Origin of the sequence: Pseudomonas fluorescens, from assembly GCF_019212185.1 — a bacterium.
In the GTDB taxonomy this organism is placed as follows: Bacteria; Pseudomonadota; Gammaproteobacteria; order Pseudomonadales; family Pseudomonadaceae; genus Aquipseudomonas.
In genome coordinates this window covers 2040136-2065708 of the sequence record NZ_CP078138.1, presented here as the reverse complement: position 1 = coordinate 2065708, position 25573 = coordinate 2040136, and the positions used below count along the sequence as shown (strand labels likewise).

Below are 25573 nucleotides of genomic sequence, written 5' to 3'. Positions count from 1 at the left end.
TCAGGCAGCTGGCCAGTGGGTAAGTGTATAGAAAGGCTTTTCAGCTTTTCAACTGAAAGCTTCACTCCTCGAACCCTGCAGCCATCTGCCTATAAATAGATTGCAGCTTTATAACGGATTTTAGACAGCTCGTATGACATTTTTTTGAAGCAATCCGTCACATTTAAACCTACATGTACATCCCGCCGTTCACCGGGATTGTAGCCCCAGTCACGTAAGCCGCACCGTCGGATGCAAGAAAAGCGACCACAGACGCGATCTCTTGAGCTTGTCCCAAACGGCCCAGCGGAATTTGCGTCTGCAAGGCTTCACGCTGCGCTTCGGGCAGCTCGCGGGTCATATCGGTATCAATGAACCCAGGGGTCACCGAGTTTACCGTAATCGAACGCGAACCAACTTCACGCGCCAGGGCGCGGCTGAAACCTTCCAGACCCGCCTTGGCGGCGGCATAGTTTACTTGGCCTGCGTTGCCCATGGCACCCACAACCGAGCCAATACTGATAATTCGTCCCCAACGGGCCTTGGTCATGCCACGCAGAACCCCCTTGGACAGGCGATACAGACTGTTCAGGTTGGTGTCGATGACGTCATGCCACTCGTCGTCTTTCATGCGCATCATCAGGTTATCGCGGGTAATACCGGCGTTATTCACCAGAATCGCCGGCGCACCGAACTGCTCCTGAATGCTTGCCAGCACCGCACTGACCGATTCGTCGCTGGTAACGTTCAGCTCCAGGCCCGCGCCTTGAATACCGTGTTCTTTCAGCGTGGCAGCAATCGCCTCGGCGCCTTTGGCGGAGGTCGCAGTGCCAACAACGATGGCGCCCTGACGACCCAATTCCAGGGCGATAGCCTGGCCAATACCACGGCTGGCACCGGTAACCAGTGCAACTTTACCTTGCAGACTCATGCAAGCTTCTCCTAATTCAGGCCAGCGCTGCGCGAGCGGCAGCGAAGGCATCTGGGGTATTGAGGTTAGAGGTCGACACGCCTTCGGCGCAGCGTTTGTTCAATCCAGCCAGGACCTTGCCTGGGCCACACTCGACCAGTTGGGTCGCGCCATTGGCCGCCAGTGCCTGCACCGACTCGACCCAGCGCACTGGCTTGTAGAGCTGCTCAAGCAGATCGCGCTTGAGGGTTTCCAGATCAGCCGGCACCGCCGCGCTGACGTTCTGCACCAGCGGAATCTGCGGCGCTTGCCAGTTGATCGCGGCGATCGACTCGGCAAAGCGCTCGGCCGCCGGGCGCATCAGCTCGCAGTGCGACGGCACGCTGACCGGCAACGGCATGGCGCGCTTGGCACCACGCGCCTTGCAACCTTCGATGGCGCGCTCGACTGCCGCCTTGGCACCGGCGATCACCACCTGGCCCGGCGAGTTGTAATTGACTGCACTGACCACTTCACCCTGCGCCGCTTCGGCACAGGCTGCCACGACGTCGGCATCGTCCAGGCCGAGGATCGCCGCCATACCGCCCTGCCCGGCGGGCACGGCTTCCTGCATCAGCTTGCCGCGTGTTTCGACCAGCTTTACCGCGTCGCCCAGGCTCAGGCTGCCAGCGGCGACCAGCGCGCTGTACTCGCCCAGGCTGTGACCGGCGACGTAAGCCGGACGCGCGCCGCCTTCAGCCAGCCACAGGCGCCACAAGGCGATCGAGGCCGTGAGGATGGCCGGCTGGGTCTTGTCGGTCTGATTGAGTTGCTCTTCTGGCCCCTGCTGGGTCAGCGCCCACAGGTCGTAGCCCAGGGCATCGGAAGCTTCTTTGAAAGTATCGAGGACCACTGGATGTTGCGCGCCCAACTCGGCCAGCATGCCGAGGGACTGCGAACCCTGTCCTGGAAAGACGAATGCGAGGGAAGCAGACATGTAACAAGCCCCTAATGATCTTGTCGTCGGAGAATTGACGTCCCGTCATGGGGGACGCAAGAAACTGACAGTTGGATGGCCAATTGAACTGAGCGGTCACATTTAAGCATTGTCCGACGAAAATGCCTAAAGCAGCAAATCCTCCAGACGACCATGCAGGCGCTGCGGCAGGTTCTCCTGAATCTCGATCAGGGCGCGCTGGATTGCACTCTGAAAGCCCTGGACACCGGCCGAGCCATGACTCTTCACGACAATCCCCTGCAAGCCGAGAAAGCTCGCGCCATTGTGCCTGGCGGGCGCCAGGTCGGCCTGCAGGCGCTTCATCAGCGGCAGGGCCAGGGCACCGACCAGTTTTGTCGCCAGATTTTTCCTGAACAGCGCCTCGACGCGCCCGGCGATCATGGTTGCCAGGCCTTCGCTGGATTTGAGCAGGATGTTGCCGACAAAACCGTCACACACCACGACATCCGCCTCACCACGGTACAGGCCGTCCCCTTCGACAAAACCGATGTAGTTCAGCCCGCGGGCGTTTTGCAGCAGGGTCGCCGCAAGCTTGACCTGCTGATTGCCCTTGATGTCTTCGGTACCGATGTTCAACAACGCCACCCGGGGACGCACCACCCCGAGCGTCTGCGCCGCCACCGAACCCATGACCGCGAACTGGAGCAGGTGCTCGGCACTGCAATCGACATTCGCTCCCAGATCCAACAACTGGCAATAGCCGCGCTGGGTCGGGATAGCGGCAACCATGGCGGGCCGGTCGATTCCCGGCAGCGTCTTGAGCACATGACGCGACAAGGCCATCAGCGCCCCGGTATTGCCGGCACTGACACAGGCCTGAACCTTGCCATCTCGCAGCAACTCGAGCGCGACGCGCATGGATGAGTCGGGCTTGCCGCGCAGAGCCTGGGAAGGTTTTTCGTCCATGCCAATGACGTCGAGCGCAGGCGCAATCGTCAGGCGCGCGCGATCCACAGCCGACTGGCTGGCAATCAAATCTTCTAGAATGGAGGGTTGACCGACGAGGGTCAGGTGCAGCGAGGGCGTAACAGACAGGCAAGCGAGACTGGCCTGGACAATGCTGCGGGGACCGAAGTCCCCGCCCATTGCGTCAATCGCGATGACTTGAGCGGACAAGTGATTACTCGTCAGCGCCCTTGTCGATCACTTTACGGCCACGGTACACGCCTTCTGGCGATACGTGGTGACGCAGGTGAACTTCACCAGTGGTCTTTTCTACGGACAGGGTGCTTGCCTCGAGAGCATCGTGCGAACGACGCATGTCACGGGCGGAGCGGGATTTTTTGTTCTGCTGAACAGCCATAATTGATTAACTCCTAAACGTTTGGGTCACGCTTTAACTGCGCCAATACACTGAACGGGTTGGACCGCGTTACCTCGTCCTCGCTCGGTTCGGGCTCATCGAGACCCGCCGGCTGCTGGCATTCTTCCGGATGATGAGCAGGCACAATGGGCAAGGCGAGCAAAAGCTCCTCCTCGATCAGTGACTGCAGATCCAAAGGATCTTCGCCCAGTTCCAGCACGTCATAACCTTTCGGCAACGACTGGGTATTCGCACCCTCCTTTACCACAGCATAACTGCATTCGCTGTGAATCGGCAGGGTGACCAGCTCAAGACAACGCTGGCAAACCATTTTGACCTCGGTGTCGATAAAGCTGTGGATTACCACAGATTTACGTTCATCTCGTTCAAAAACGAATTTAGCCTGCACCGTACCGACGGTGTCGGAAAGCGGGTCGCAGAGTCTCTCCAAATCGGCCAGCAGCAGTTCACCTTGAAGGGTGGTGCCACGGTCAGCCAATTTGCGCGGGTCAACGTGAGGTGGAATCGGGTCATTCAACATAGGCGCAGCATTATAGGGATGCCCCCGCCCATGTCAAAGGAAATTCAGCCCTGTCCGTCACTTGGAAGCCCCGCTAGAATCGGCCACTGACTTTTGGAGAGCCTCATGCTGCCTTTATTACTCGCTTCCAGCTCGATTTATCGCCGAGAACTACTGGCTCGCCTGCAGCTACCTTTCATCTGCAGCTCCCCGGATATCGATGAAAGCCACCAGTCGGGCGAGTCCGCCATCGAGCTGGTAAAACGCCTGGCCGAGGCCAAGGCCCGGGCACTGGCAGACAGCCATCCCGCCCACCTGATCATTGGCTCGGACCAGGTGGCCGTCCTCGATGGACGCATCATCGGTAAACCCCACACCTTCGACAAGGCCCGCGAACAACTGCAGGCCGCCAGCGGCAGCCGCGTGACCTTCCTCACCGGCCTGGCGCTACTGAACAGCCACACCGGCACCTGCCAGATCGACTACGTCCCCTTCACCGTGCACATGCGCCCTCTCGACCCGGCGCGCATCGAGCGCTACCTGCATGCCGAACAGCCCTACGATTGCGCAGGCAGCTTCAAGGCCGAGGGCCTGGGCGTGAGCCTGTTCCAGAGCACCGAAGGGCCGGACGCCACCAGCCTGGTCGGCCTGCCACTGATCCGCCTGGTGGACATGCTACTGGCCGAAGGGGTGCAGATCCCGTAGCAGCAGCCGAGCACGCGAGGCTGCGCCAGCAGCCGGAGGTCGCCCGCCTGATCCGACAGAGGGTCGCTACGCAACCTAACGCAGCCTCCGGCAGCTGCTACACCCATAAAAAACCGGCCACGCAGGCCGGTTGTTTATGTCGCGCAACAGTCAGCGCAGGGCGGGGCCGTGAAAGCCCATCCACATAGCCAACTGCTCGGCCACACTGGCGCCGAGTTTTTTCGAGAAGCGATCGAACGGCGACTCCTGGATTGTGAAGTCGACCAACTCCTTCTCGCCAATCACGTCCCGCGCCACCGAACTGGCGCTGCCCAGGCCATCGATCAAGCCAAGCGGCAGCGCCTGCTCGCCCGACCAGACCAGCCCGGAAAACAACTCCGGATGCTCCTTGTCCTTCAGGCGATCACCACGCCCCTTTTTCACGCTGGCGATGAACTGCTGATGGGTGGTATCCAGCACACCCTGCCAGAACGCGGTCTCTTCCGGCTTTTGCGGCTGGAACGGATCAAGGAATGACTTGTGCTCACCGGAGGTGTAGGTACGACGCTCAACCCCCAGCTTCTCCATGGTGCCAACGAAACCGTAGCCGGCCGCCGTCACGCCAATGGAGCCTACCAGGCTGGCTTTGTCTGCGTAGATCTGGTCAGCGGCACTGGCGATGTAATAGGCCCCTGAGGCACCGAGATCGGAAATCACCGCATAGACCTTGGTATCCGGATGCAGATCGCGCAGGCGACGGATCTCGTCGTAGACGTAGCCCGACTGCACCGGACTGCCGCCCGGGCTGTTGATGCGCAATACGATGCCCTTAACCTTGGTGTCCTCGAACGCCGCACGCAGGCTGCCGACGATGTTGTCGGCACTGGCCGGTTCCTTGTCGGCGATCACCCCAGTAATTTCAATCAGCGCGGTGTAACCCGGACCTCGGGTCGCGCTCTTTTCGATGTCCATCAGCGGCGTGAACAGAATCAACGCGATAAACAGATAAGTGAAGGTCAACAGCTTGAAGAAAATCCCCCAGCGCCGCGCTCGACGCTGTTCCTGTACACCGGCAAGCAGCGTCTTCTCGAGCAGCTTCCAGCTTTTTTCTTCGCCGTCATCAGCACTGGCTTTGACAGGCGCTTTCCATTCGTCAGCCATGGCTTGCACTCCAACCCGAATTCATTAGACCTGCCGACCCAGCCAGGTACGCAATTGTGAAAAATGATCGATCGCCAGTTGCGGTTCGAAGGCGCGCAAGGCGTCGATTGACTGGGCACCGTAGCTGACCGCCACCGACGGCACCCCGGCGTTGCGGGCCATCTGCAGGTCGAACGAGGAATCCCCGACCATCAGCGCCTGCTCGGGGCGCACCGCGCAATGGGCAAGAATCTGCTCCAGCATCAAGGGGTGCGGTTTGCTCGCCGTTTCGTCGGCAGCGCGGGTGATATCGAAATAATCTTCCCAACCATGGGATTTGAGCACCCGATCCAGACCACGACGGGCCTTGCCGGTGGCGACCGCCAGGTGATAACCCTGGTCGCGGAACGCTGCCAGCGACTCGACCACGCCGTCGAACAGCGGCGAGGGCTCAGCCTCGAGGGCAATGTAGTGATCGGCGTAGTGCTGACGGAAGGCCACCAGCTCGGCATCGCTGATTTGTGGATACAAAGTGCGAATCGCCTCCGGCAATCCCAGACCGATGATGCCCTTCACCGCCAGATCCTCGCACAGGTCGAAACCCGAGCGCTGCGAGGCGACATGCATCGCCTCGACAATCCGCCCGATGGAATCGGCCAAGGTGCCATCCCAGTCGAAAATCAGCAGCTTGTAGTCATTCCGCACTCAGGCGCTCCACGGTCTTGGCCCACATTTCGTCCACTGGCGCCTGCAGCTTGAGTTCACCGCCGTCGGGCAGCGGCACCGTCAGCATGTAGGCGTGCAGAAACAGGCGCTTACCGCCCAGCTCGCGAATTTCCTTGCTGAAATCTTCATCGCCGTACTTGGTATCACCGGCAATACTATGGCCGGCATGCAGAGTGTGCACGCGAATCTGGTGGGTGCGACCGGTCACCGGCTTGGCTTCGACCATGGTGGCAAAATCGCCGAAACGGCGCAGCACCTTGAATACCGTGAGGGCCTCTTTGCCCTCTTCATTGACTTCAACCATGCGCTCGCCGGAACGCAGATTGCTCTTGAGCAGCGGCGCACGCACCTGCTTGACCGCGGTCTCCCAGCGCCCACGGACCAATGCCATGTAGCGCTTGTCGACGCCATCGCCGCGCAGGGCAGTGTGCAGATGGCGCAACATGCTGCGCTTCTTGGCGATCATCAATAGACCGGAGGTATCCCGATCAAGGCGGTGGACCAACTCCAACTCCTTGGTGTCCGGGCGCAGCTGGCGGAAGGCTTCGATCACCCCGAAATTCAAGCCACTGCCACCGTGAACAGCAATCCCGGCGGGCTTGTTGATCACGATCAGGGCCTTGTCTTCGAAGACAATCGAGGCTTCCAGGCGCTGCAACAAACCCTGGGCCAGAGGCACCGGCTCGTCACGCTCGGGCACACGCACCGGCGGCACGCGCACGATGTCGCCCGCCTGCAGCTTGTACTCGGGCTTGATCCGCCCCTTGTTCACACGCACTTCGCCTTTACGCAAAATGCGGTAAATCAAGGTCTTGGGCACGCCTTTGAGCCGAGCGAGAAGGAAGTTGTCAATACGTTGGCCGGCATATTCCGGCGAGACCTCGAGCAGTTGTACGCCAGGGGTCGGGGGGGCAGTAGTCGTCATGCCGCGAATGATAACAATTTTTTATGGAATTGAAGCACTTAATCATTGCTGCTATAGTCGCGAACGCCGCCAAAAGCGGCCTGGACAGAGGACCAACGGCAAGTTGCCGGCCCTGACCAACGCAATTCATCAGGACGCGAGGCCGTCCTACGGGGCTTTCGCACCAACTGGAAGGTTCAGGATTGTAACAAGCGCAGGTGACATGAGGCCTGAAGCGAGTGCAGCAAGCAGAGTACCACTCGTCTGTTGCACCGATATTTACGGCCAGTTCACAAAGTGCAGTCAGTCCTGTTCCAGACCTGGGGCAAGAGTTTCGGAAACAACGCCTGAAACAAGCTGGGAGCCAGCCAAACAGCTTTCACCCAGTCTTGTGTAGCCATGAGCGTGGACTCCCCATTGGAGAACACGGTAAATGCCAACCCGTTGCGGATTCAGCGCGCGGCAGCACCCGAATTATCAGGGATACGTGTAGGGTGGAGATGCACAACCGTCGGACCGTGTAGCACTAGGCTTATATTTAGACGCTTCATCTCGTCCACAGTCGCCGGTTGATTCCTCCTCCTGACTGAGTGCTTAAGTAGCCACAGCAAGCAGGACGCGTACGTCGCGATGCCGGCCCACATTGGCCGCACATCGCTGGACACGGGAATGGCCAACCACTCCCGACGCACCTGACACCGACCGTGAGAAGTCGTGTGTGCCGAACGCCGTTTCCGGCAGCCCGGAAACCGACGGTACTACATGAAAAGAATGCTGATTAACGCAACTCAACCCGAAGAGTTGCGTGTTGCACTGGTAGATGGCCAGCGCCTCTACGACCTGGACATCGAATCCGGTGCACGCGAGCAGAAGAAGGCCAACATTTATAAAGGCCGAATTACTCGTATCGAACCAAGCCTTGAGGCTGCCTTTGTCGATTTCGGCTCTGAGCGCCACGGCTTCCTGCCACTCAAAGAAATCTCCCGCGAATACTTCAAGAAAGCCCCTGAAGGCCGCGTCAACATCAAGGACGTCCTGAGCGAAGGCCAGGAAGTTATCGTTCAGGTCGAAAAAGAAGAACGTGGCAACAAGGGCGCCGCCCTGACCACCTTCATCAGCCTGGCCGGTCGCTATCTGGTACTGATGCCGAACAACCCGCGTGCCGGTGGTATCTCCCGTCGCATCGAAGGTGAAGAGCGCAACGAACTGCGCGAAGCCCTGAACGGTCTGGTTGCCCCGGCCGACATGGGTCTGATCGTGCGCACTGCCGGCCTTGGCCGCAGCAGCGAAGAAATGCAGTGGGACCTCGATTACCTGCTGCAACTGTGGACCGCCATCAAGGAAGCGTCCCTGGATCGTTCCGCGCCGTTCCTGATCTACCAGGAAAGCAACGTAATCATCCGTGCAATCCGCGACTACCTGCGCCAGGACATCGGCGAAGTACTGATCGACAGCGTTGAAGCCCAGGACGAAGCCCTGACCTTCATCCGCCAGGTGATGCCGCAGTACGCCAGCAAGATCAAGCTGTACGAAGACAGCGTTCCGCTGTTCAATCGCTTCCAGATCGAAAGCCAGATCGAAACCGCCTTCCAGCGCGTCGTTGAACTGCCTTCCGGTGGCTCCATCGTTATCGACCCGACCGAAGCCCTGGTGTCCATCGACATCAACTCGGCACGCGCCACCAAAGGCAGCGATATCGAAGAAACCGCCCTGCAGACCAACCTTGAAGCCGCCGAAGAAATCGCCCGTCAGTTGCGCCTGCGCGACATCGGCGGCCTGATCGTCATCGACTTCATCGACATGACCCCCGCCAAGAACCAGCGCGCCGTGGAAGAAAAAGTCCGCGAATGCCTGGAAGCCGACCGCGCCCGCGTGCAAGTGGGTCGCATTTCGCGCTTCGGCCTACTGGAAATGTCCCGTCAGCGCCTGCGTCCATCCCTGGGCGAAAGCAGCGGCATTGTCTGCCCGCGCTGCAACGGCACCGGCATCATCCGTGACGTTGAATCGCTGTCTCTGGCAATCCTGCGCCTGATCGAAGAAGAAGCCCTGAAAGACCGTACTGCCGAAGTACGCGCCCAGGTGCCAATCCCGGTCGCCGCGTTCCTGCTCAACGAAAAACGCAACTCGATCACCAAGATCGAACTGCGTACCCGTGCGCGCATCGTCATTCTGCCGAACGATCACCTCGAAACCCCGCATTTCGAAGTTCAGCGCCTGCGTGATGACAGCCCGGAAGCGGCCAACAACCAGTCCAGCTACGAAATCGCTGCGGCCGCTGCCGAAGTCGAAGAAGTCCAGCCAGCTGCGGCCACCCGCACCCTGGTTCGCCAGGAAGCCGCGGTGAAGACCGCTCCAGCCCGCGCCAACGCTCCGGTCCCGAGCGAAGTGGTTGCCGCACCGGCTGCCGCCCCTGCCGTCGCGCCGGAGCCAAGCCTGTTCAAGGGCCTGGTGAAGTCGCTGGTCAGCCTGTTCGCCTCCAAGGAAGAGCCAGCGGCTCCGGTTGTGGTCGAGAAGCCTGTCGTCGAGCGCCCGGCGCGCAACGAAGAACGCCGCAACGGTCGCCAGCAAAGCCGCAACCGCAACGGTCGTCGCGATGAAGAGCGCAAGCCACGTGAAGAGCGCGCTCCTCGTGAAGAACGGGCTCCACGCGAGCCGCGCGAAGAGCGCCAACCCCGCGAACTGCGCGAAGAAACTCCAGCCGTAGCCCGTGAAGAACGCGCGCCGCGTGCGCCGCGCGAAGAGCGTGCGCCACGTCCACCGCGTGAGGATCGCAAGCCGCGTGGCGAGCGTGAAGAGCGTCCGGTACGTGAACTGCGTGAGCCGCTGGACGCTGCGCCAGCCGTTGCTGCTGCCGCTGCCACCAGCGCTGTCGCCGCTACTGAAGAGCGTCCAGCTCGCCAGCCGCGTGAAGAGCGCGCGCCACGCCCACCGCGTGAAGAGCGTCAGCCACGCACTGAACAGGCGGCTGCCGCTGTTGCCGAAGAAGAATTGCCAGGCAACGAAGAGCAGCTGTCCGAAGAGGGTCAAGACGGCGCCGAAGGCGATCGTCCACGCCGTCGCTCCCGTGGCCAGCGTCGTCGCAGCAACCGTCGCGAGCGTCAACGCGATGCCAACGGTAACGTGATCGAAGGCTCGGAAGACTCCGAGGGTAACGAAGAGCCGACTGGCGCTGAACTGGCTGCCGGTCTTGCGGTAACTGCCGCCGTGGCCAGCAGCGTGATCAGCGCTCCAGCCGAAGCCGAGGCCCATCAGCAGGCTGAACGCGCAACCGCTACCGTTGCTGAAGAAGCTGTGCAGGAAACTGCTCAGGTTGAAGCACCTGTCGTTGAAGCCACCACGCCAGTCGAAGCTCCTGTAGCGCCGGTGGTCGAGGTTGCTCCAGTGGTCGAAGCGCAACCACAAGTCGCAGCCGTGACTGAAGCGCCGGTTGTCGCTGCAGAGCCTACTGTTGAAGCGCCAGTTGTTGAATCGCCAGCGTTTGAAAAAGCGCCTGAAGTTCGCGAAGAGCAAACTGCGTTCAACTGGGTTGCCGAGCCGGTAGTTGCCGAGCCAGCGGTCACTGAACCTGTTGCTGTCGAGCCAGTAGCTGCCGAGGTGCCTGCACCCGTGGCTGAAGCGGTCGTCGAGCCGGTAGTGGTTGCTGCCGAACCTGAGCCTGTTGCAGTCCAAGCGCCTGTCGTTGAGGAAGTGGCTGCCCCGGCTGTCGAAGTCGCACCTGCCATCGTCCTGACCGAGAATGGCCGCGCCCCGAACGACCCACGTGAAGTGCGTCGCCGCAAGCGCGAAGCCGAACGCCTGCAGAAGGAAGCCGAACTGGCTGCCGCTGCCGCTCCGGCTGCCGTTGTCGAGGCCGTTGAAGCTGCACCCGCCCCAGCCATCGACGAAACCCTGCGCTCCGTCGAAGAAGTGGTAGAGCAACACCCTGAGGCCCTGGAAAAAGAGCACGAGCCTAAACCGCTCGCCTGATTCCATCAGCCACTAAAAAGCCCCGCCTGAGCAATCAGGCGGGGCTTTTTTTATCTCGCGATGCCGCTACACGCCAGGGAAAACCAACGCCTGCGGCACATCCACATCCCACAGCACCCCGGGATCCTCCACCGGCACCTGCACCACCCTGGCCGTGGCAAACAACGCCTTGGCGCCGCGATCTCCCGACAGCCCCATCAGGGCCTTGGCGAACGAAGCGCCAAACCCCACCGGATGCCCCAATTCTCCGGCCCGCACCGGCACGCTGATGGTAGCGTCCATGACCTGCGCTGCCACGCGACTGATGCTTTCTGGCAAGACAAACGGCATATCCCCCAGCAGCACCAGCCAGCCATCGAGGTCGGGGCACGCCGCCACCGCCGCCGCAATGCTGTCGCCCATGCCGGTCGATGCCAACACGCACACCTCACAGCCATGAGCGCGCGCCAACCGCGCCACCTCAGGGCGGTCTGCCGTGGTCACCAGCAGACGCCGCTCGAGACTTGGCGGCAGGTTGCGCAAGGTTTGTTCGATCACCGGACGCACCACCCCGTCGCGCCCCTTGCACAAGGCCAGCAGCTTGTCCTGGTCCGCTCCGGCCACCTGCCGATAGCGACTGCCCTGCCCCGCCGCAAGAATGATCGCGCCCAGCCCTGGCTTGACGGCGCCCATCACGCCTTGGCCTGCTGCCAGCCCTGCAACTGCCAACGCACCGGCAAACTGCGAATACGCTTGCCGGTCGCGGCAAAAATCGCATTGCACAGCGCTGGGGCAATCGGCGGTACGCCCGGCTCGCCAACGCCACCCAAAGGCACAGTGCCTGGCGGCGTCACCAGGTGCACCGCCACTTCCTTGGGCGCCAACGACATGCGCGCCACTTCGTACATATGGAAGTTGTCCTGCTGGACCTTGCCGTCCTTGAAGCTGATTTCCCCCAGCACCGCATTGCCCAGGCCCATCACACAGGCGCCTTCGAACTGCGAACGGATACGTTCGGGATTGATCTGCGGGCCGCAGTCCACGGCGATGTCAGCCTTGTGCACGAGCACGGTGCCATCATCCTTGACCTCGACCTCGATGACCACCGCCACATAGGTCACGAAGCTATAATGTACCGCCAATCCCAACCCGCGCCCCTTGGGCAGATCACGCCCCCAGCCCGCGGCCTTGGCAGCGGTTTCCAGCACGCCACGCAGGCGCGCGGTATCGATCGGGTAACGCTCGGGGGATTCGCCGTAGTTCCACTCCTCGCTCAGCGTGCGCGGATCGATCTGACGATCAGGCCCCAACAGCTTGATCTGATATTTCAAAGGGTCCTGGCCGGCCTTGTGCGCCAGCTCATCGACAAAGCTCTGGATCGCGAAGCCATGGGGAATGTTCGACACCGAGCGATACCAGCCGACCCGGGTATGCGCTGCGGCTTCCGGATTCTCCAGGCGCACGTTGGGAATCGCGTAGGCCATGTTGGTAAAACCCATGCCCAGCTCGAAAGCTGCCTCATGATTCATCCCGGGTGCAAACAACGCGGTGATACTCGGCGCTACAGTACGGTGCAACCAGCCCGAGGGCATGCCGTCCTTGTTCAGGCTGGCCTTGAGGTATTCGACCGATACCGTATGAAAGTAGGAGTTATGAATGTCGTCTTCACGGGTCCATTGCACCCGCAGCGCCTTGCCGGGAAAGGCCTTGGCCAGGATCGCCGCCTCAAGGACGAAGTCTGGCTTGGACTTGCGGCCGAAACCACCGCCCAGCAGAGTGACATTGACCGTGACCTTGTCGAAGGCGATCCCCAGCCGTTCAGCGATGCGCTCACGGGTGACCTGAGGGGCCTGGCTCGGCGCCCAGGCTTCGCAATGACCGTCCTTGAAACGGGCCACCGCAACCATCGGCTCCATGGGCGACTGCGCCAGGTGCGGCAGGTAGTAACTCGCCTCCAGGACGCTGTCAGCCGCATTCAGCGCCTCATCGATATTGCCGGTGCTGCGCACCACTTTGCCCGGCTTCAGTGAGGCGGATTCCAGCTCCTTGCGGTAGGCAATCGAATCGTATCCAGCGTTGGGGCCATCATTCCAGACAATCTTCAGCGCCTCTCGGCCCTTGATTGCCGCCCAGGTATTGCTGGCAACTACGGCAATCCCGCCCAGTGGCTGGAACTCGGAAGGAATGGGCCGGCTTTCGATCTGCATGACCTTGATCACCCCCGGGACTTTTATCGCCGCGCTGGCATCGAAGGATTTCACTGTGCCGCCGTACACCGCAGGGCGGGCCACGGTGGCAAAAAGCATGCCTTCAAAGTGCACGTCCGCGCCGTAGACCGCGCGCCCGTTGACGATATCCTCGCCATCGATCGCCCGCACCGACTCCTTGCCGATGTAGCGAAACTCCCCGGGTTGCTTGAGTCGCAGGCTGTCGCGCGCCGGAACCGGCAAAGCCGCAGCCGCTTCGGCGAGCGCGCCATAGCCGAGCTCACGCCCGGAAGGTTGGTGAACCACTTTGTGCAATTGCGCGCGGCACTCGCCGACCGGCACTTGCCACTGATCGGCTGCCGCCTGCTCCAGCATGCTGCGCGCCGCGGCACCGCAACGCCGCATCGGCTCGTACCAATGACGCATGCTGCGTGAGCCGTCGGTGTCCTGGTTACCGAAGCGCACCTCATCACCCGGCGCCTGACGCACACTGACCTGGGCCCAATCGGCCTCCAACTCGTCCGCCACCACCATGCTCAGACTGGTGCGCACGCCCTGGCCCATTTCCGAACGGTTGCACACCACGGTCACTCGGCCATCGCTGGCGATGCTCACATAGACCTTGGGATCATCGACCCAGCCGTTGGGCATGCCGTCGGCACCGAACTGCTTGCCTTCGGCGAGTGCATCCTGCCAGCCCCAACTGGCCGCCAGCACCAACGCGCCGGTAGCACCCAGCCCTTTGAGGAAACCCCGTCGACTGAGGTTGCTCAGGGCGAAATCGCTAGGCAACTGGTTCATGCCTTGGCCTCCTGCAGATGAGTTGCCACCTGGCGGATCGCGGTCTTGATGCGGTTATAGGTGCCGCAGCGACAGATATTGCCGACCATCGCCGTTTCGATTTCCTCGTCACTGGGATTGGGATTGCTTTTGAGCAGCGCCGTGGCCGACATGATTTGCCCGCCCTGACAGAACCCGCACTGCGCGACCGCAGTGTCCAGCCAGGCTTGCTGCACCCGCTGTCCGAGCGGGTCGTTGTGCAGATAATCGATGGTGTTGACGTTCTGCCCGCGTACCGCGCCCACCGGCGTGATGCAACTGCGCGCTGGCGCACCGTCGATATGGATGGTGCAGGCACCGCACAGACCCATGCCACAGCCGAATTTGGTGCCGCTGTAACCGGCAACGTCGCGGATCGCCCAGAGCAGCGGCATGTCCTCGCTGACGTCGAGTGGATGGTCCTGACCATTGAGTTTCAAGGTAATCATGGGCACGCCCGCATAGTGATTGGGTTATGGGGTCGAGCAATCTGCCGGGATGTGGCAAGGGTCGGCACACGCAGATCGACTCAGGCTATCGGGCTCTCTTGTGAAGAATGATCCTCACCGGGCCTTTGTTGGGACTACATCGTTAGGAGGCTACGTTAACCGAACATTAACAAAAAAGCCCTGCCACCGTATTCGGTCTGCAGGGCTCTGGCTCCAGCGTTCAAGCGTAGCTCAATAACGGTTGGGTTCCATTTCCAGCTCGACATTGAAGCGCTCGGCGATGTCTTTCTGGATCCGCTGTGCCAGGCTCAACAGCTCAAGCCCGCTGGCCTTTCCATAATTGACCAGCACCAGCGATTGCAGGCGATGGACACCTGCGTCGCCCTCACGAAAGCCCTTCCAACCCGCCTGCTCGATTAACCAGCCGGCCGCCAGTTTGACCTGGCCGTCCGCCTGTGGATAACCAATCAGGCCGGGATGGGCCAGACGGATCTGCGCGGCCAAGGCTGCCGACACCAGCGGATTCTTGAAGAAACTGCCGGCGTTACCCAGTACCGCTGGATCCGGGAGTTTTTCGCTGCGGATACTGCAAATCGCCTGGCTGACATCGCTGGCCGTGGGCTGGTCGATACCCTGTTCAGTCAGGCGCTGGCGCACCGGACCGTAGTCCAGGTGCAGCCGGGCGACGCGATCAAGGACAAAGCGCACCCGCAGGATCACCCAGCGCCCGGCCTGCTGCTTGAACAGGCTGTCGCGATAGGCGAAGTTGCAGTCTTCCAGGCTGAAATCCCGCAGCTCGCCGGTCTGGCGATCGAGAGCGGTCAGGCCGGCGAACACGTCCTTGATCTCGACCCCATAGGCACCGATGTTCTGCATCGGCGCTGCTCCCACCGTGCCCGGGATCAAGCTGAGGTTCTCCAGCCCCGACAAACCCTGAGCCAGCGTCCATTGGACAAACGGATGCCAGGTTTCCCCTGCTTCTGCTTCAATCACCACGTGCTGGCCGTCATCACTCAATTGACGGATACCACGGGTCGCCATGCGCAGCACCAGCGCCCCGATATCGGCGGTCAGCAGCAAATTGCTGCCGCCGCCGACCACCAACAACGGCATCTCATGCTCGCGCGCATAGGTCAGCGCCTCACGCACATCGGCATCGCTTTCGGCCTGGGCGAACAGCTGTGCGCGAACGTCCACGCCAAAGCTGTTGAACGGCTTGAGCGAAACCTGCGATTGCACGAGCAATGTCATAAACGTCCTTTCAATTCGATCACCAGCGCGTCGCAAGCTTGCTCGATCAGGTCCAGTACCTGTTCGAAACCATGCTCGCCGTCGTAATAAGGATCCGGCACTTCGTCCACGCTCGCGGCGTAACGGCGCAGGAACAGGTCCAGTTCGGCCTTGCCCTGGGCCGGTTGCAGGGCCTTGAGGTTGCGCAAATTGCTCTGGTCCATGGCCAGGATCAAGTCACTGCTGGAAAAGTCGGCGCGCGTCACCTGTTGAGCACGTTGCGCCGACAGATCGTAACCGCGGCGCAACGCAGCGGCCTGGCTGCGCTTGTCCGGCGGATTGCCAACATGCCAATCGCCGGTCCCGGCGGATGCCACCTCGATGCGCTCGGCCAGCCCGGCCGCGCGCAGCTTGTGGCGCAGCACGCCTTCGGCCGTTGGTGAGCGACAGATGTTGCCCAGGCAGACAAACAGAACCCGCATCAGGCCTCCAGTAGCCGGCGAACGCGCTCGAGGTCTTCCGGCGTATCGACACCCGGCGGCGGCGCAATCAACGCGTCGGCGACATGGATCCGCACGCCATGCCAAAGCGCCCGCAGTTGCTCCAGGCATTCAGTGTCTTCCAGCCAGCACGGGCCCCAGCTGACGAAGTCGTGCAGGAAGCCGGCGCGGTAGGCGTAGATACCGATGTGACGACGGTATGGCACGCCTTCGGGCAATTGCTCGCGGCTTTTCGCGAACTGGTCGCGCGCCCATGGCAGGGTGGCGCGACTGAAGGTCAGCGCCAGGCCATTGAGGTCGCTGACGACCTTGACCACGTTAGGGTTGAACAGGGTTTCCAGGTCCTCGATCGGCTCAGCCAGGGTAGCCATGCCCGCCTCGGCATGCGCCGCCAGATTGGCCGCCACCTGGTCGATCACGCTCGGCGGGATCAACGGTTCGTCGCCCTGCACGTTGACCACGATCGCGTCCGGCGCCAGCCCCAGTTGCGTGGAGACTTCGGCCAGGCGGTCAGTCCCGGAGTTGTGCTCGACCCGGGTCATCACCACCTCGGCGCCAAACGCCTCGCAGGCAGCGACAATGCGTGCATCGTCAGTGGCGATCACCACGCGCTCGGCGCTGCTTTTGCGCGCCTGTTCCCAGACGTGCTGGACCATCGGCTTGCCCGCGATCATCTGCAAGGGCTTGCCTGGCAGGCGGGTCGAGGCAAAGCGCGATGGAATGACCACGGTGAACGGCGTAGTCATTTATCCAGACGCTCTTCGGCAGTCAAGGTACGGGCTTCAGTTTCCAGCATGACCGGAATGCCATCACGGATCGGAAATGCCAGGCCGGCGCCCTTGCTGATCAGTTCGGTTTTATCGGCGCTGAGTTTGAGCGGGCCCTTGCAGATCGGGCAGGCGAGGATATCGAGCAATTTGGTGTCCATGAAAACTCCCTGGATAAAAGCGATTAAGGCAAGAGACGTGCGGGCAGCAGCCGCATCAGCTGCGTATCGAACCAGGCCACGAAAGCCGGTGACGGCACGGCATCGACCGCCAGATACCACCAGTCCTGAGCCGCAAAGGCTCGGCATTTCACCGCATCCTTTTCGGTCATGACCAACGGCAGCAACGGCGAAAAATTCAAGGCCGCCGCACTGTATTCGGCGTGGTCGGCAAATGCATGGGCAATGGGCTGCCAGTGTAGCGTTTCGAGGGTATTGAAGAAACGTTGCGGATTGCCGATCCCGGCCACCGCATGCAGCGCCTGGCCGGCGGGAAAATGCCCGAGGGCCAGGCGCTCGCCGGTCAGCAGGTTGACCAGGGCGGTGGGTTGCAGGCGAAATCCGAAGCCATCGTCGCGATCGGCTTGGGCGCCGTTATATAACACCGCATCGACACTGAGCAGGCGTTCGACCGGCTCGCGCAGGGGACCAGCCGGGAGGCAGCGGCGGTTCCCGAGACCGCGCGCGGCGTCGATCAGCACCAGTTCCAGGTCACGGGCCAGACGGTAATGCTGCATACCGTCATCCGAAAGGATCAGGTCCAGCGGCTCCGCCGCCAGTAACGCCTTGACCGCGCGACTGCGGTCCGGGTCGATCATCAAGGGTACGCCGCTGCGCTGGACGATCAACAGCGGCTCATCCCCCGCCACCACCGCACTCTGCGCGGCATCGACGCGCCAGGGCAACTGCGGGGGCTTGGCGCCGTAACCGCGACTGACCACGCCGACCCGCAGGCCGGCGCGCTGGCAGTGCTCAATCATCCACAGGATCAACGGCGTCTTGCCCGTACCGCCAACCGTGATGTTGCCCACCACGACCAACGGCACGGGGGGCTGATAGATATCACCCGAGCCTGCGAGAAATCGTGCGCGCTTGGCCGTCACCACACGCCGGTACAACCATTCCAGCGGTTGCAACAGCTTCAGCGCCGGATGACCGGCGTACCACGCGGCGAGTAAACGATCGGACATGGCCATCAGGGTGCCGGAGCCGCCTCGACGGTGGTCATGCGCAAATGGGTAAAGCCCAGTTTGCCAGCCGCATCCATGGCAGTAATGACCGCCTGGTGGGGAGTCTTGCCATCTGCGCTGATGGACAGCGGCAGGTTGGTGTCGCCGCTGGACTCTTTCTGCAAGGCTTCAATCACGCTGGCCAGGTCATTTTTAGGCAACAACTGATTGTTCACCGAAAACGCCCCGTCAGCACTGATGGCAATGTCCAGTTGCTTGACCTGCTGGTCTTCGGCGGGTGAGCCGCTGACCGCTTCCGGCAACTCGACGCGCAGTTGGGTTTCGCGGGTGAAGGTGGTGGTCACGACGAAAAACAGCAGCAGGATAAATACCACGTCGATCAGCGACGCGAGGTTGATGTCCACATTTTCCCGTTGCTTGCGGCGAAATTTCACGCTTTGCCCCCGGCGAGGTCAACATCGCGGTCGCCCTGCACCACTTCAACCAGCTTGATGGCTTCCTGCTCCATCCCCACCACCAATTCATCGATACGGCGCTGCAGGAACCGATGGAAGAACACCGACGGGATACCCACCATCAAACCCGCAGCCGTAGTGATCAGGGCCTTGGAAATACCGCCGGCGAGGACCGCAGCATTGGTGGTCATGCCCGAGCCCATGAACGAGCTGAAAATATCGATCATGCCCAGTACCGTACCAAGCAATCCGAGCAACGGTGCCATGGCAGCAATGGTGCCCAGCGCGTTGATGTATCGCTCCAGCTCATGGATGACCCGGGCGGCTGCTTCTTCAATGCATTCCTTCATGATCTCGCGACCATGCTTGGAGTTGGCCAGGCCCGCAGCGAGGATTTCTCCCAATGGCGAATTGGCGCGCAGTTCCTTGAGTTTTTCCTTGTTGAGCTGCTTGTCCTTGATCCAGACCCAGACCTGCCCGAGCAGATGCTCCGGGGTCACACGACTGGCGCGCAAGGTCCACAAGCGCTCGGCGACGATGCCCAGTGCAGCGATGGAACTCAGAATGATCGGCAGCATCATCCAGCCGCCGGATTTAACCAATTCCCACACAGTGACAGTCCCCTCGAAAAAGTGCGCCACTTTAACATACCGACTCGCTCAAGAGGCCTGACCCACCGACGACCGTGCCATCTGCGGTGCAAAGCATCCTGCTTCTCAGGGTGCAGGACGGATGGATGGCGTGCTGCGCCAGAATCGCGTGGCACCGCGCATTGCCTGCGCCGGCTGGAAATCGCCAAGCTGCAGGCGTACCGCCCCCTGTTCGGCACTGTCCAGAATCTCTACGCCATGGCGCTGGTAACGGGCAACGACGTGCGGATGGGGGTGGCCGAAGGTATTGCCGTGCCCGCGGGAAATCAGCACACCCTTGGGTGCCAGCGCCCGCACAAAAGCCTCGGAGGAAGAACTGCGGCTGCCATGGTGCGGCGCCTGCAGCCAGTCGGTGGGCACCGCCAGCGGACTCTTGAGCAGGACCCGTTCGGCGAGGGCATCGATATCACCAGTCAGCAACAAGCGCTCGCCATTGGCCTCGATCTGCAACACACAGGAGTTCTGATTACTGTTGCGACCGTCGGCCCAATGCCACAGCGTAAAGCGCACTCCGTCCCACTCCCAGTGCTTACCACTTTCGCAGGGTTGGGTCGACAGACTCGCGGAGACCTTCCAGGGTTCGCCACCGATGACCTGTGCCACGGGTAGTCCCTTGGCAATTGATCGCGCCCCTCCCGAGTGATCGAGATGGGCATGGCTGATCAACATCAAGTCCACCTTGCGCACACCGAACTTGCGCAAAACCGGCAGCACCACCTGCGCTCCCATGTCGCTGTCCTTGAATCCCGGCCCGGTGTCGTATAGCAGGGTGTGATGCCGGGTGCGGACCACAATCCCCAGACCGTGCCCCACATCCAGTTGCCAGACCTCTGCTCGACCCTCCGGCACCCTGGGCAATGGTGCAAACACCAGCAGCAACAGCATCGGCCAGCCCAGCACGCGCAATGGCACACCTTTGGGCATCAACAGCAGGATCGCTCCCGACACCGCAATAGCCCAGGCCCACAGCGGGACGGCCGGGGCAATCCATGCGGGCATCTCCCCGGCCATCAGAGTCAGGCCCTTGAACAGCAAGTCCAGCAGCCCGCCGGCCAGCCATAACAAGCTCTCGCCCACATAAGGCAGCGGCATCAGCAGGGTCCCGAGCAAGGCCGGGGGCAGGACCAGCAGACTGATCCAAGGTACCGCCAGTAAATTGGTCAAAGGACCGGTCAGGCTGATGGGCAAATTCAATATCAACAGCACCGGGCACAAACCGATCGCAATCAGCCACTGCGCCCGCGTCCAGGTTTGCCACCAGCGCCAGGCACCCAGCCGGCCGCTAAAGGTGAAAATCAGCACTGCCACTGCGGCGAACGACAACCACAACCCAGGGCGCAAGCTCGCCAGCGGATCAAATAGCAGCACAGCGTTCAAGGCCAGCAACCAGGGCCACCAGGCACCCAGATGGCGAAAGCGCAAGCGCCACAGGAGCACCAGGCCAATCATCACGCAGGCCCTGCGCACCGGCACCTGGAAGCCCGCCATCAGGCCGTAGCCGAGTGCCGCCGCAAAGGCCAGGCCGCAAGCCCAGGGCAGCCACGCAAGACGATGCGGCCACAGGCCGTAACGCGCCAGTCCGGCAATCAGCATATACACCATGCCCGCCAGCAGCCCGACATGCTGCCCGGAAATCACCAACAAGTGCACGGTGCCAGTGTCCTGCAACACCCGCCAGTCTTCGCGGCTCAGCCCGGAACCGTCGCCCAGCACCAGGGCCGCCAGTGCGCCTTCACGGCCCTGAGCGTCAACCGCCATCAAACGCTGGCGAACCGCATCGCGCCACGCCGCACGTGCTGGCTCGAGCCGTTGTCCATCCTTGACCGTGCCGGTGGCGCCAATCCGTTGCGCCAGCAACCAGGCCTCGTAGTCGAAGGCATGGGGATTGAGCAGCCCGCTGGGGCGCTTCAGTTTGACCGCCAGACGCCAACGCTCACCGCTGTTGACCGGCGGGCCACCGTACCAGGCCAGCCTGATCCGCTTCGGCAGGGCCGCGCGCCGCGACTCGGCATCCGCCAGTTCAAAACGCACCACGCCCTGCGCGCTCTGCGGCAAACCGACCACCCGCCCTTCGATCCAGCGCGTCTGACCGTCCAGCGCCGGCGCCAGGCGATCATTGAGCGCCCAGTGCGCACAGGCACAGGCACAGGCCCAACTCAAGCCAAGCAGGAAAAACGCCACTGGATAAGTACGAAACGGCAACAACATCAGCGCTACGACCGGCAACGCCAGCAATAGCCCGACCGGCGGCAATGCCGGTAAAAAAACCAGAGTCAACAGCCCCCCGGCCAGCGCCAACATCCCTGTGCGCATAAGCCCGTCCTTGAGAGTTCCCCCTCTTGGCTTAGCCCAGCGTGCGGTATTGGCGTTTAATAATTGTCACAAAATCTGAATAGGCGGCCCTCGGAATACGGGCATACTTGCGCACTGAACTGACCGAGAAGCCTTATGCCCCGGCGCTTATTCAAACGCTACATGCCAGATCCGACCAGCATCAGGGAACACAAATCCTTACGCTTTCTGGGCAACCTGCTGCATGACCCCAACCTCTGGCATCTCAACCGGCACTCGGTGGCGCGGGCCATGGCCATGGGCCTGTTCGCCGCTTTCCTGCCGATCCCCATGCAGATGCTGGTGGCCGCTGCGCTCGCCGTCTGGGTGCGTGGCAACATTCCGATTGCCGTGAGCCTGGTCTGGCTGACCAATCCGATTACCATGCCCGTGGTGTTCTTCTGCACCTATCAGACCGGCGCCTGGCTGATGAGTGTCCCGGCACGCAGCCTGCCGGAAGAACTTACCTGGGAATGGATCAGTGGCGAACTGTCGACCCTCTGGCAGCCGTTCCTGCTGGGATCGGTGGTGGCGGGTTTGGTGCTGGGCGCCCTGGCCTATTGCTTGACCATGACCTACTGGCGTTGGTGGGTCGCCCGGCAGTGGCGGCGTCGTAAACAGAGCCGGCGCTAAAACGAAAAACGGCACCCAGGGTGCCGTTTTCCTTGCATGTTTGCGCTTAGGTGCGCATTCCCCGCCCACTGACCAGCAGCCGGGCGCAACCGAAGTACAGCACAACCGTAGCCACCAGCATGAAAGTGATGGCGATGCTGATCTTGATGTCCGATACACCCAGGATGCCATAGCGAAAAGCGTTGACCATGTGCAGTACCGGGTTGGCCAGCGACACGGTTTGCCAGAACGGTGGCAGCAGGCTGATGGAGTAGAACACCCCGCCGAGGTAAGTCAGAGGCGTCAGAACGAAAGTCGGAATAATCGAAATATCGTCGAAGTTACGGGCAAAGACCGCGTTGATGAACCCCAGCAGCGAGAAGATAGTGGCCGTCAGCACCACCACCAGAACCGTCACACCCAGGTGATGGACCTGCAAGTGGGTGAAAAATAACGACAGCAGGGTCACGATGATGCCCACCATCAAACCGCGCAGCACGCCGCCCAGGGTATAGCCGATCAGAATGGTGTGGGGCGATACCGGCGACACCATCAACTCTTCAATCGAGCGCTGGAATTTGCTGCCGAAGAAGCTCGACACCACGTTGCCGTAGGAGTTGGTGATCACCGACATCATGATCAGACCCGGCACGATGTATTCCATATAGGTGAAGCCACCCATATCACCGATTTGCCGGCCAATCAGATTACCGAAGATCACGAAGTACAGGACCATGGTGATCGCAGGCGGCAGCAGGGTTTGCGGCCAGATCCGGGTGAATCGACGAATTTCCCGGTAAACAATGGTATTGAGGGCCACCAGGTTGGGTTTCAGTTCCGAACTCATACCGCCACCTTTGCCAGGTTTTTCTCCACCAGGGACACGAACAACTCCTCAAGCCGATTGGTTTTGTTGCGCAGGCTCAGCACTTCGATTTGCTGCATGGCCAACTGACTGAACAACGCAGTGATTCCCATCTCCTTTTCCACCTGGACTTCCAGGGTATGGGAGTCGAGCAGCCGGCACGGATAACCTATCAATTGCGGTGCGGCGCTCAAATCGCCCTTGAGATCCAGCAGGAAGGTCTCGACATGCAGTTGGCTGAGCAGATTACGCATGCTGGTGTTTTCGACAATGGTGCCGTGGTCGATGATGCCGATATTGCGGCACAACTGCTCAGCCTCCTCCAGGTAATGGGTGGTGAGGATGATGGTGATGCCTTTCTGGTTAAGCTCGGTGAGGAAGGTCCACATCGAACGGCGCAGTTCGATGTCGACACCCGCGGTTGGTTCGTCAAGGATCAGCAGGCGCGGCTCATGCACCAGCGCCCGGGCAATCATCAGACGGCGTTTCATGCCACCTGACAGTGAACGGGACGGCACGTCACGCTTGTCCCACAGCCCGAGCTGGGTCAAATACTGCTCGGCGCGCTCCTTGGCCACCTTCGACGGGATGCCGTAGTAACCGGCCTGGGTCACGACGATGTCGAAGGTCTTTTCAAACTGGTTAAAGTTGAACTCCTGGGGCACCACGCCAATGCTGCGCTTGAGCGCGGCCGGGTTACGGTCCAGATCATTGCCGAAGATATTCACCGTGCCACTGGTCTTGTTCACCAGGGTCGAGAGAATGCCGATGGTCGTGGATTTGCCGGCGCCATTGGGGCCGAGCAAGGCGAAAAAGTCACCTTCGGCGACATCCAGATCGATACCACTCAGGGCCTGGAAACCGTTGCCGTAGGTTTTGGTTAGCTGCCGGATGGACAGAGCAGAACTCATAGCGGATTTACGCACCAAGAAGGGAAATTGGAAATTCGTCAGGGCCGGCGGCGAGCTAGACCACCGCGGCACATTGACGCAATGGTGCTTGCCGACGCCGCACAAGTACAGTCATCAGTGTTGATAGTGAATATTAAGTCAACGCGCTCATCACGGCTTTGCGGTAGGCCGGCCGCTGTTTCAGACGCTCATACCAGGCGTACAGGTGTGGTTGTGGCGCACGTTCGATGGGCATTTCGAACCAGCCGTAGATAAAGCAGCCCAGTGGAATGTCGCCCATGCCGATCTCGTCACCCGACAGATAAGGCGTGACGGCCAACGCCTGATCAGCCATCGCCAGCAACCCCTCGCACTCCTTGATCGCGGCCTTGATGGTCGGCCAGTCCTGCTGCTCCTCGGGTGTGCGCAACACGCCCCAGAACACGGTGCGAAAAGGCCCGGCGAAGCTGGAGGTGGTCCAGTCCATCCATTTTTCGGCGCGGGCGCGGGCTTGAACATCGTCAGGATACCAGGCGGTCGCAGGCGTGTGACGGGCCAACAAATAGCGCACGATGACATTGGACTCCCACAGCACGAAACCGTCATCTTCGATCACCGGCACTCGACCGTTGGGGTTCATGGCACGGTACTGCGGGGTATCGACCACGCCAAACGCACCGCCGGCATCAATAGCCTCGTACGCCAGACCAAGCTCTTCGGCGGCCCACAACGCTTTCCTGACGTTCGACGAGTTTTTCCGACCCCAGATCTTCAGCATGACCTTCCCTCAATGGATGAATGAATGCCGGGGCAGTCTACGCCGGATCAGGCGCGGGACAAATCGCTCTGCATATCACCCAGCAACGCCGGCATCTGCTCGCTGAACAAATGCGGGTAGCACTGCTGCAGGTGCTGGAAAAAGAACGCTTCAGGCACATCGACAAACTGCCCATGGTCGACCATGTACTCCATGGACTGCTGACCTTTGCGGTTATAGGCGTGGAACACGCTGTCGTTGATCCCGTCGAACTCCAGCGGCGGTACATCGAATAATTCGCACAGCCGAGCGTTGAAAGCCGGTGTGGACTTGACCCAGCGGCCCTGCAGATACAACTCGGTATAACCGTGCATGGCGAACACATCGCTCTTGAGCAACTCGATCAGGCGCGGCGTCGACAGGTGATTGCGCACGTCCGCCAGGCCGATCCGCGCAGCAATCCCGCAATGCCGGGCACAACCGGCCAGCAACGTCGCCTTGGGCACGCAATAACTCTCCCCGGTCGCCAGGGCATAACTGCCACGCAAGGTTTCGGGATCACGACTGAAGGTATAGGGGTTGTAACGCACTGCCTCGCGGACCGCGTAATAGAGGCTGACCGCCTGCTCGACCGGGTCACGGCTGACGCCCCGATGTTTTTCGGCGAACTCCACCACCGCTGGGTGGTCACTATCGATGAAGCGGCCGGGACTCAGATACTCGTGCATGAGAACAATCTCCTGA

26 protein-coding genes are annotated in these 25573 nt (G+C 61.2%); 3 read left to right on the top strand and 23 right to left on the bottom strand.

Features of this window, described 5'->3' with window-relative positions; all coding sequences use genetic code 11:
• Positions 1-169 precede the first annotated feature (169 nt).
• The 5 genes from fabG to KW062_RS09240 form a co-directional block, all read right to left on the bottom strand.
• The gene (gene fabG / locus KW062_RS09260) at positions 170-910 is read right to left on the bottom strand and encodes a 3-oxoacyl-ACP reductase FabG (RefSeq protein WP_027618695.1); all 741 of its coding nucleotides are present in this window, start codon (positions 908-910) and stop codon (positions 170-172) included.
• Between the two features lie 16 nt (positions 911-926).
• The gene (gene fabD / locus KW062_RS09255) at positions 927-1865 is read right to left on the bottom strand and encodes an ACP S-malonyltransferase (protein WP_027618694.1); all 939 of its coding nucleotides are present in this window, start codon (positions 1863-1865) and stop codon (positions 927-929) included.
• Positions 1866-1991: 126 nt separating this feature from the next.
• Complete coding sequence (plsX, locus tag KW062_RS09250; protein ID WP_081786356.1) at positions 1992-3002, bottom strand: phosphate acyltransferase PlsX; 1011 nt, start codon at positions 3000-3002, stop codon at positions 1992-1994.
• 4 nt (positions 3003-3006) lie between these two features.
• Positions 3007-3189, bottom strand: a complete 183-nt coding sequence (gene rpmF / locus KW062_RS09245; RefSeq protein WP_003179396.1) for a 50S ribosomal protein L32 — start codon at positions 3187-3189, stop codon at positions 3007-3009.
• Positions 3190-3202: 13 nt separating this feature from the next.
• Complete coding sequence (locus tag KW062_RS09240; protein WP_004371317.1) at positions 3203-3730, bottom strand: YceD family protein; 528 nt, start codon at positions 3728-3730, stop codon at positions 3203-3205.
• A 105-nt stretch (positions 3731-3835) separates the two neighbouring features.
• Between KW062_RS09240 and KW062_RS09235 the strand changes: the two genes are divergently transcribed.
• Positions 3836-4414 (top strand): Maf family protein, encoded by a 579-nt coding sequence (locus KW062_RS09235; RefSeq protein WP_105755860.1) that lies wholly within the window; start codon positions 3836-3838, stop codon positions 4412-4414.
• A 150-nt stretch (positions 4415-4564) separates the two neighbouring features.
• Here KW062_RS09235 and sppA read toward each other — a convergent pair whose 3' ends face one another.
• Genes sppA through rluC form a run of 3 tightly spaced genes read right to left on the bottom strand, consistent with a single transcriptional unit; the run spans position 4565 to position 7184 of the window.
• Complete coding sequence (gene sppA, locus KW062_RS09230; RefSeq protein ID WP_027618691.1) at positions 4565-5554, bottom strand: signal peptide peptidase SppA; 990 nt, start codon at positions 5552-5554, stop codon at positions 4565-4567.
• 24 nt (positions 5555-5578) lie between these two features.
• Positions 5579-6238: an HAD-IA family hydrolase gene (locus KW062_RS09225; protein ID WP_105755861.1), complete on the bottom strand. Its 660-nt coding sequence runs from the start codon at positions 6236-6238 to the stop codon at positions 5579-5581.
• The gene (gene rluC / locus KW062_RS09220; RefSeq protein WP_105755862.1) at positions 6228-7184 is read right to left on the bottom strand and encodes a 23S rRNA pseudouridine(955/2504/2580) synthase RluC; all 957 of its coding nucleotides are present in this window, start codon (positions 7182-7184) and stop codon (positions 6228-6230) included. Before rluC ends, KW062_RS09225 begins: the two co-directional genes overlap by 11 nt.
• 741 nt (positions 7185-7925) lie before the next feature.
• Between rluC and rne the strand changes: the two genes are divergently transcribed.
• Positions 7926-11129, top strand: coding sequence for a ribonuclease E (gene rne, locus KW062_RS09215; RefSeq protein WP_105755863.1), 3204 nt, complete (start codon positions 7926-7928; stop codon positions 11127-11129).
• A 66-nt stretch (positions 11130-11195) separates the two neighbouring features.
• On the opposite strand, the gene KW062_RS09210 is transcribed toward rne, so the two are convergent.
• The 11 genes from KW062_RS09210 to KW062_RS09160 all read right to left on the bottom strand — a co-directional run bounded on the left by KW062_RS09210 (position 11196) and on the right by KW062_RS09160 (position 21687).
• Positions 11196-11801, bottom strand: coding sequence for a nucleotidyltransferase family protein (locus KW062_RS09210; RefSeq protein ID WP_105755864.1), 606 nt, complete (start codon positions 11799-11801; stop codon positions 11196-11198).
• Complete coding sequence (locus tag KW062_RS09205; RefSeq protein WP_105755865.1) at positions 11801-14116, bottom strand: xanthine dehydrogenase family protein molybdopterin-binding subunit; 2316 nt, start codon at positions 14114-14116, stop codon at positions 11801-11803. Before KW062_RS09205 ends, KW062_RS09210 begins: the two co-directional genes overlap by 1 nt.
• Positions 14113-14583 (bottom strand): (2Fe-2S)-binding protein, encoded by a 471-nt coding sequence (locus KW062_RS09200; protein WP_027618683.1) that lies wholly within the window; start codon positions 14581-14583, stop codon positions 14113-14115. Before KW062_RS09200 ends, KW062_RS09205 begins: the two co-directional genes overlap by 4 nt.
• Positions 14584-14814: 231 nt before the next feature.
• On the bottom strand, positions 14815-15834 hold the full coding sequence (gene murB, locus KW062_RS09195; protein WP_105755866.1) for a UDP-N-acetylmuramate dehydrogenase: 1020 nt from the start codon (positions 15832-15834) through the stop codon (positions 14815-14817).
• On the bottom strand, positions 15831-16295 hold the full coding sequence (locus KW062_RS09190; protein WP_027618681.1) for a low molecular weight protein-tyrosine-phosphatase: 465 nt from the start codon (positions 16293-16295) through the stop codon (positions 15831-15833). Before KW062_RS09190 ends, murB begins: the two co-directional genes overlap by 4 nt.
• On the bottom strand, positions 16295-17059 hold the full coding sequence (gene kdsB / locus KW062_RS09185; RefSeq protein WP_105755867.1) for a 3-deoxy-manno-octulosonate cytidylyltransferase: 765 nt from the start codon (positions 17057-17059) through the stop codon (positions 16295-16297). Before kdsB ends, KW062_RS09190 begins: the two co-directional genes overlap by 1 nt.
• Positions 17056-17241, bottom strand: a complete 186-nt coding sequence (locus KW062_RS09180) for a Trm112 family protein (RefSeq protein WP_027618679.1) — start codon at positions 17239-17241, stop codon at positions 17056-17058. Before KW062_RS09180 ends, kdsB begins: the two co-directional genes overlap by 4 nt.
• A 23-nt stretch (positions 17242-17264) precedes the next feature.
• Positions 17265-18275 carry a tetraacyldisaccharide 4'-kinase gene (lpxK, locus tag KW062_RS09175; RefSeq protein ID WP_105755868.1) on the bottom strand — a complete coding sequence of 337 codons (1011 nt, stop codon included), beginning with the start codon at positions 18273-18275 and terminating at the stop codon, positions 17265-17267.
• Positions 18275-18703, bottom strand: coding sequence for an ExbD/TolR family protein (locus KW062_RS09170; protein WP_027618677.1), 429 nt, complete (start codon positions 18701-18703; stop codon positions 18275-18277). Before KW062_RS09170 ends, lpxK begins: the two co-directional genes overlap by 1 nt.
• Positions 18700-19335 (bottom strand): MotA/TolQ/ExbB proton channel family protein, encoded by a 636-nt coding sequence (locus tag KW062_RS09165; RefSeq protein WP_027618676.1) that lies wholly within the window; start codon positions 19333-19335, stop codon positions 18700-18702. The genes KW062_RS09170 and KW062_RS09165 overlap by 4 nt, the downstream gene beginning before the upstream one ends.
• A gap of 105 nt (positions 19336-19440) precedes the next feature.
• A complete protein-coding gene (locus KW062_RS09160) occupies positions 19441-21687 on the bottom strand; it encodes a DNA internalization-related competence protein ComEC/Rec2 (RefSeq protein ID WP_105755869.1) in 2247 nt (748 codons plus the stop codon).
• A gap of 135 nt (positions 21688-21822) precedes the next feature.
• Here KW062_RS09160 and KW062_RS09155 point away from each other — a divergent pair, with 135 nt between their 5' ends.
• Entirely contained in the window at positions 21823-22338 is a 516-nt protein-coding gene (locus tag KW062_RS09155; protein WP_105755870.1) for a DUF2062 domain-containing protein, read from the top strand.
• A gap of 46 nt (positions 22339-22384) precedes the next feature.
• Here KW062_RS09155 and KW062_RS09150 read toward each other — a convergent pair whose 3' ends face one another.
• The 4 genes from KW062_RS09150 to KW062_RS09135 form a co-directional block, all read right to left on the bottom strand.
• Positions 22385-23164, bottom strand: coding sequence for an ABC transporter permease (locus KW062_RS09150; protein ID WP_027618673.1), 780 nt, complete (start codon positions 23162-23164; stop codon positions 22385-22387).
• A complete protein-coding gene (locus KW062_RS09145) occupies positions 23161-24093 on the bottom strand; it encodes an ABC transporter ATP-binding protein (RefSeq protein ID WP_027618672.1) in 933 nt (310 codons plus the stop codon). Before KW062_RS09145 ends, KW062_RS09150 begins: the two co-directional genes overlap by 4 nt.
• Positions 24094-24226: 133 nt before the next feature.
• Positions 24227-24850 (bottom strand): glutathione S-transferase family protein, encoded by a 624-nt coding sequence (locus KW062_RS09140; RefSeq protein ID WP_027618671.1) that lies wholly within the window; start codon positions 24848-24850, stop codon positions 24227-24229.
• Between the two features lie 47 nt (positions 24851-24897).
• A complete protein-coding gene (locus tag KW062_RS09135) occupies positions 24898-25557 on the bottom strand; it encodes a transglutaminase-like domain-containing protein (RefSeq protein ID WP_027618670.1) in 660 nt (219 codons plus the stop codon).
• Between the last annotated feature and the right edge of the window lie 16 nt (positions 25558-25573).